Consider the following 5,958-nt stretch of genomic DNA (forward strand, 5'->3'; position numbering starts at 1 on the left):
GGCGTCAGCGGCTGCGTGAGCGCGCGCGCCTGCGCCGCGCCGCGGGACCCGGCAACCGCCGCCTGCGCCGCGACGCCGCGCAGGCGCTCGCCCAGCGCGTCGAGGCTGGCAGCCATCGCGTCCTCGTCCGCCTGCGCGTCGAAGGGCTCGAGGCTGATGCGCTCCTGCGCGATGCCCAGCCCCAGCGCATGGAAATAGCTGGCCTCGCTGACAACGCTGAGCTGGCTCGCGATCAGCCGGTGCACTTCGAGGTCGGGCATGTCCAACTGGGACCCCTGCACCGAGCTGAGCACCGGCGTGCGCGTGATGCCACCCGCCAGACCGGCCAGCCGGTGAGCGTTCGGCAAATGCGCGTGCAGCACGTCCGCCTGCCGATTCCGGATCAGCCCCACCAGCACCTGGATCGCGTGCCAGGGCGGGTCGTCGGGCATCGCGACGATCACGACCTCGGCGCCCCGGCTGCGCATCCGTTCCGCGAACGCACCGTCGGCGGGACACACGACGGTGAAGCGCAGGCCATCGTCCGGACCCAGGCGCTCGAGCAGGCGCTCCACCAGTTCGGTCGCGCCGAGCCGGTCGGCGGCGGAGGCCAGGCCCGAGGGCGAGTCCTCGTTCGCCTCGTCCGGCGGCACGGCGCCGACGACCTCGACCACATGCACCGCCAGCGACGTCGCCCCTGCGCCGGCCGACGCCGCCACGGGAACGGCGGGCAGCGCGGGGATCGTGCCGGGACGGCGAGCGGCGGGACGGTTCATCGGCGGCCTTTCACAACCGCCAGTCGCGGTGTTCCCCCGATTGGCAAACCCCATACCCGCGAGCGCGGCGCGGCTCAGCCCGGCTCAGTCGCCGGCAGCAAGGGCTTCAGCGACTGCAGCACCGTCGGCAGCAGCTCGCTGACGGTGGGATGGATGCGCACGCCGCCGGCCGTCACCTCGGTGTACGGCCGCTTCGACGCGATGACATCGAGCAGCGACTGCACCGCCTCGTCGCCATCGACGCCGAGCACCGTCGCGCCGAGGATCGCCTTCGAACCTGCGTCGACCAGCAGCTTGATGAAACCTTCGGTCTCACCCTTCTCGATCGCCCGGCCCACCCGCGTCATCGGCCGCGTGCCGATCAACGCCGCACGACCGCTCGTGCGCACCTCGCGCTCGCTCAGGCCGATGCGCGCGAGGGGTGGGTCGGTGTACAGCGCATAGGTCACGACCCGATCGCCGATGCCGCGCTCGGCCCCGTCGAAGAGGTTGGCCGCAGCCACCTCGAAGTCGTTCCAGGCGGTGTGGGTGAAGGCGCCGCGGCCGTTGCAGTCCCCGAGCGCCCAGATGTGCGGCACGCTGCTGCGCAGCCGGTCGTCGACGACGACATGACCGCGCTCGTCCACGCGCACGCCGGCCTGGTCCAGGCCGAGGTCGTCGGTGTTGGGCCGGCGACCCGTCGCGATCAGCACGTGGCTGCCGCGGACCTCCGGCTCGCCGGTCTGGCAGTTCACCCGCACGGCGACGCCCTCGTCGGCCGGCGCGAGCTTCACGCATTCGGCGCCGGTGCGGATCGTCAGCCCTTCCCGCTCCAGGATCCCGCGCAGCGCCTCGGCCACGTCGGCGTCCTCGCGCGGGACCAATCGTGGCCCCCGCTGCACGACGGTGACCGCCGAACCGAAGCGCCGGAACATCTGCGCGAACTCCAGCCCGATGTAGCTGCCGCCGACGACCACCAGATGCCGAGGCAGTTCCTCGAGCGCCATGATCGACGCGTTGGTGAGCCAGGGCACCGCGTCCAGGCCCTCGACGCCGGGCTGCGCCGGCCGGCCGCCGACATTGAGGAAGAAGCGGTCGGCCTTCAGCCGGCGCTCGCCGACGGTGATCGTGTGGGGATCGACGAAGCGCGCGTGGCCCATGACCAGTTCCACGTTCGCCATGCCGCGCAGCCACTGCTCGACATTGCGGCGCGACTGGCCGGAGATGCGGTCCTTGCGCGCGACCACCGCGGGCAGGTCCACGCCGAAGCGCTCCGGCGGGCGCACGCCCCAGCGTGCGGCCTCGCGCACGACCCAGGCGGCATGCGCGCTGGCGACCATCGCCTTGGTCGGGATGCAGCCGGTATTCACGCAGGTGCCGCCGACGCGCGAGCGCTCGACGACGGCGACCCGCCAGCCGGCTTGCGACATCCGCTCGGCCAGCGCCGGGCCGGCTTGGCCGGCACCGATGACGATCGCGTCGAAGGTCTCAGGGGAAAGGCTCACGGCAATGCTCCTGGAAGAGGACCGTCGCGGAGTCTGCCACCGCCCCCCTGAATGGGGGCTGAGCGCTCCACAAATTCACGTGCGCCCGAGCCCCCTCGGTTTTCCACATGATTTTGTCAATTCGAAAAGCGCAAAATTGACACCATCATGAAAGTCGTTCTCGTCGAAGACTCGCCGCTGGTGCGCAAGCACCTGCTGGCGGCGCTGAAGGAGCAGCCCTTCCTGTCGGTGGTCGGCATCGCCGCGACGGAAGCGGAAGCGCTGTGCACGGTCGGCCTGACGCGGCCGCACGTGGTCGTGCTGGACCTGTCGTTGGCTTCGGGATCGGGGCTGGAGGTGTTGCGCAAGCTCCGCATGGCCGGCTTCGGCGGGACCATCCTGGTCCTCAGCAACCGCGAGGCGGAGATCTACGCCCCGCTGTGCGTGCAGAACGGCGCGAACGCCTTCTACGACAAGGGGCGCGAGTTCGAGCGCTTCCTCACCGACCTCAACATGCTGGCCGAGGCGCCCCGCCTCGCCGCCAGCCGGCCGATGACGCTGGGCTCGCTGCATTTGCGTTGAACGCCAGCGCGCGCATGATGATCGAGTGATTCAATACCTCACGCCGGCGCTCCGCCAAACTGGCCCCGGAGTTTTCAGGATTTCGCCCGACCAAAAAGAAAACCCGCTCAAGGCGGGTTTTCTAACTGCTTGATTCACAAGCATCTTGGCGGAGAGGGGGGGATTCGAACCCCCGGTACGGGGTTACCGTACGCCTGATTTCGAGTCAGGTACATTCAACCACTCTGCCACCTCTCCTGATTCGGTGCTCACCGTGGTTGTCAGCGAGTAAGCCTAAGAGTATAGCGAGGTTTTCCGAGCCTTGGCAACAAGTCTTTGGAGATTGTGCGAACGCCGCCGCCGCGGCGCGCCGCCTCAGGCCTTCAGGACCTTCAGCCCGCCCAGGTAGGGCTGCAGCATTTCCGGCACGGCGACGCTGCCGTCGGCCTGCTGGTAGTTCTCCAGCACCGCCACCAGCGTCCGCCCCACCGCCAGGCCCGAGCCGTTCAGCGTGTGCACCAGCTCGTTCTTGCCCTGCGCGTTCTTGAAGCGCGCCTGCATGCGGCGGGCCTGGAAGTCGCCCATGTTCGAGCAGGAGCTGATCTCGCGGTAGGTGTTCTGCGCCGGCACCCACACCTCCAGGTCATAGGTCTTGGTCGAGCCGAAGCCCATGTCGCCGGCGCACAGCAGCACGGTGCGGTACGGCAGGCCGAGCTTGCGCAGCACCGCCTCGGCGTGGCCGGTCATCTCCTCGAGCGCGTCCATGCTGCGCTCGGGCTGCTCGATGCGCACCATTTCGACCTTGTCGAACTGGTGCTGGCGGATCAAGCCGCGCGTGTCGCGCCCCGCCGAACCCGCTTCCGAGCGGAAGCACGGGCTGTGCGCCGTCAGCTTCACCGGCAGGTCCTCGGCCTTCAGCACGCTCTCGCGCACGGTGTTGGTCAGCGAGATCTCCGAGGTCGAGATCAGGTACTGCTCCTGCTGCTCCTCGTCACCGCCGCGCAGCACCCAGAACATGTCCTCCTTGAACTTGGGCAGCTGGCCGGTGCCTTCCAGGATCTCGCGGTTGACGATGTAGGGCGTGTAGCACTCGGTGTAGCCGTGCTCGGTCGTCTGCACGTCCAGCATGAACTGCGCCAGCGCGCGGTGCAGGCGGGCCGCCGGGCCCTTCAGGAAAGCGAAGCGCGATCCCGACAGCTTCGCGCCGGTCTCGAAGTCCAGGCCCAGCGGCGCGCCGAGGTCGACGTGGTCCTTGACCGGGAAATCGAAGCTCCGCGGCGTGCCCCAGCGCCGCACCTCGACGTTGCCGGTCTCGTCCGCGCCGGCCGGCACGCTGGCATGCGGCAGGTTGGGCACGCCCATCAGCATGCCGTTCAGTTCCTGCTGGATCAGCTCCAGCTTGTCCGCGCCCGCCTTGAGCTCGTCGGCGATGCCGCCCACCTCGGCCATCACGGCGCTGGCGTCCTCGCCCTTGCCCTTCAGCATGCCGACCTGCTTGGACAGCTGGTTGCGCTTGGCCTGCAGCTCCTCGGTGCGGGTCTGCACCTGCTTGCGCTCGGCCTCCAGCGCTTTGAAGCGCTCGACGTCCAGGAAGGGTTGCGGGTTCTTGCGCAGCTGCAGGCGCTCGATGACGGCGTCCAGGTCCTTGCGCAGCAGGGTGATGTCCAGCATGGTGTGTCTTTCGTGTCCTGCGCCAGTGGCGGTCCTATGGGGGAGCACCGGCGCTCGAATGGGGGGGTCGGTTCAGGAGGGTCAGCGGAGAGTCAGGCGGCGGCCCCGCGCAGGGACCGGCCGCGGCGATCAAGATCGATCGCTGGTGACCTCGGCCATCGACTTGTCGCCCAGCCCCATTGGCAGCGGGAAGCGCACGTGTTCCTCGACGCCCGGCAGCGTGCGCACCGTCGTCGCGCCCAGTTCGCGCAGCCGCGCGATCACGGCCTGGACCAGCACGTCCGGCGCCGAGGCGCCCGCCGTCAGTCCGACCTTGGAGCGGCCGTCGAGCCACTCGCCCCGCACGTCCTCGGCGGCGTCGACCATGTAGGCCGGCGTGCCCAGACGCTCGGCCAGTTCGCGCAGGCGATTGCTGTTGGAGCTGGTGGGGCTGCCCACCACGACCACCACGTCCACCTGCGGCGCCAGCACTTTCACCGCGTCCTGGCGGTTCTGCGTGGCGTAGCAGATGTCCTGCTTCTTCGGCTCGCGGACCTGCGGGAAATGCCGCTTCACGGCGGCGAGGATCTCGGCCGCGTCGTCCACGCTCAGCGTCGTCTGCGTCACCACCGCCAGCTTCGACGGGTCCTTGACCCGCACGTGCGGCACGTCCGACGCCTCCTCGACCAGGTAGATCCCGTCGCTGAGCTGGCCCATCGTGCCCTCGACCTCGGGGTGGCCCTTGTGGCCGATCATGATGAACTCGTAGCCCTCGCGATGCAGCTTGGCCACCTCGACATGGACCTTGGTCACCAGCGGGCAGGTGGCGTCGAAGACCTGGAAGCCGCGCTGCTGGGCCTCCTTGCGCACCGCCTGGCTGACGCCGTGCGCCGAGAACACCAGCGTCGCGCCCGGAGGCACCTCGGCCAGGTCCTCGATGAAGATCGCGCCCTTGGCCTTGAGGTCGTTGACGACATAGGTGTTGTGCACGATCTCGTGCCGCACGTAGATCGGCGCGCCGAACTTCTTCAGCGCGCGCTCGACGATCTCGATCGCGCGGTCCACACCGGCGCAGAAGCCGCGAGGCTCCGCCAGCACGATGTCCTTGTCCATGGTCACGTCCGTCATCACAGCACCCCGATCAGCTGCACCTCGAAGCTGACGGGCTGTCCCGCCAACGGGTGGTTGAAGTCGAACAACAGCCAGTCCTCGCCGAGTTCGCGCACGACACCGGCGTACTGCCCCTGCCCGTCCGGCGTCGGGAACTGCACGACGTCCCCGACGTGGTACTGCTCGTCCGGATCGCCCAGTTCGCGCATCAGGCTGCGCTTGACGCGCTGCAGCAGCTCCGGGTTGCGCTCGCCGAAGGCCTCGCCGGGCGCCAGTTCGACGCGGGTGTGCGTGCCCTCGGCCAGGCCGATCAGCCGGGCCTCGATCGCGGGCGCGAGCTCGCCGGCGCCCAGCGTCAGCGTGGCCGGCAGCTTGTCGGCGAAGGTGTTGATCAGGTCCTGGCGTCCGGCCCGCTCAGC

At 69.4% G+C, this 5,958-nt stretch carries 6 protein-coding genes and 1 tRNA gene; 1 reads left to right on the forward strand and 6 read right to left on the reverse strand.

All coding sequences use genetic code 11. The features are described from left to right. Together FUT87_RS22630 and FUT87_RS22635 are read right to left on the reverse strand one after the other, a co-directional pair. Positions 1-755, reverse strand: a 755-nt coding sequence (locus FUT87_RS22630; protein WP_222617246.1) for a glycosyltransferase, incomplete at its 3' end; no start/stop codon positions are given. A gap of 74 nt (positions 756-829) precedes the next feature. Further along, positions 830-2,239 (reverse strand): FAD-containing oxidoreductase, encoded by a 1,410-nt coding sequence (locus FUT87_RS22635; RefSeq protein ID WP_147242470.1) that lies wholly within the window; start codon positions 2,237-2,239, stop codon positions 830-832. Between the two features lie 147 nt (positions 2,240-2,386). Here FUT87_RS22635 and FUT87_RS22640 point away from each other — a divergent pair, with 147 nt between their 5' ends. Further along, positions 2,387-2,800 (forward strand): response regulator, encoded by a 414-nt coding sequence (locus FUT87_RS22640; protein ID WP_099861889.1) that lies wholly within the window; start codon positions 2,387-2,389, stop codon positions 2,798-2,800. Between the two features lie 146 nt (positions 2,801-2,946). Here the strand turns inward: FUT87_RS22640 and FUT87_RS22645 are convergent. From FUT87_RS22645 to FUT87_RS22660, 4 genes are all read right to left on the reverse strand, one after another. Continuing rightward, a tRNA-Ser gene (locus FUT87_RS22645) sits at positions 2,947-3,037 on the reverse strand. A 117-nt stretch (positions 3,038-3,154) separates the two neighbouring features. After that, positions 3,155-4,450, reverse strand: a complete 1,296-nt coding sequence (serS, locus tag FUT87_RS22650; RefSeq protein WP_147242471.1) for a serine--tRNA ligase — start codon at positions 4,448-4,450, stop codon at positions 3,155-3,157. 129 nt (positions 4,451-4,579) lie between these two features. Further along, positions 4,580-5,557 (reverse strand): 4-hydroxy-3-methylbut-2-enyl diphosphate reductase, encoded by a 978-nt coding sequence (gene ispH / locus FUT87_RS22655; protein ID WP_255489468.1) that lies wholly within the window; start codon positions 5,555-5,557, stop codon positions 4,580-4,582. Then, positions 5,557-5,958: peptidylprolyl isomerase (locus FUT87_RS22660; RefSeq protein ID WP_147242472.1), on the reverse strand; the 402-nt coding region annotated here is incomplete at its 5' end. The genes FUT87_RS22660 and ispH, both read right to left, overlap by 1 nt.

Source organism: Mitsuaria sp. TWR114, from assembly GCF_007997345.1.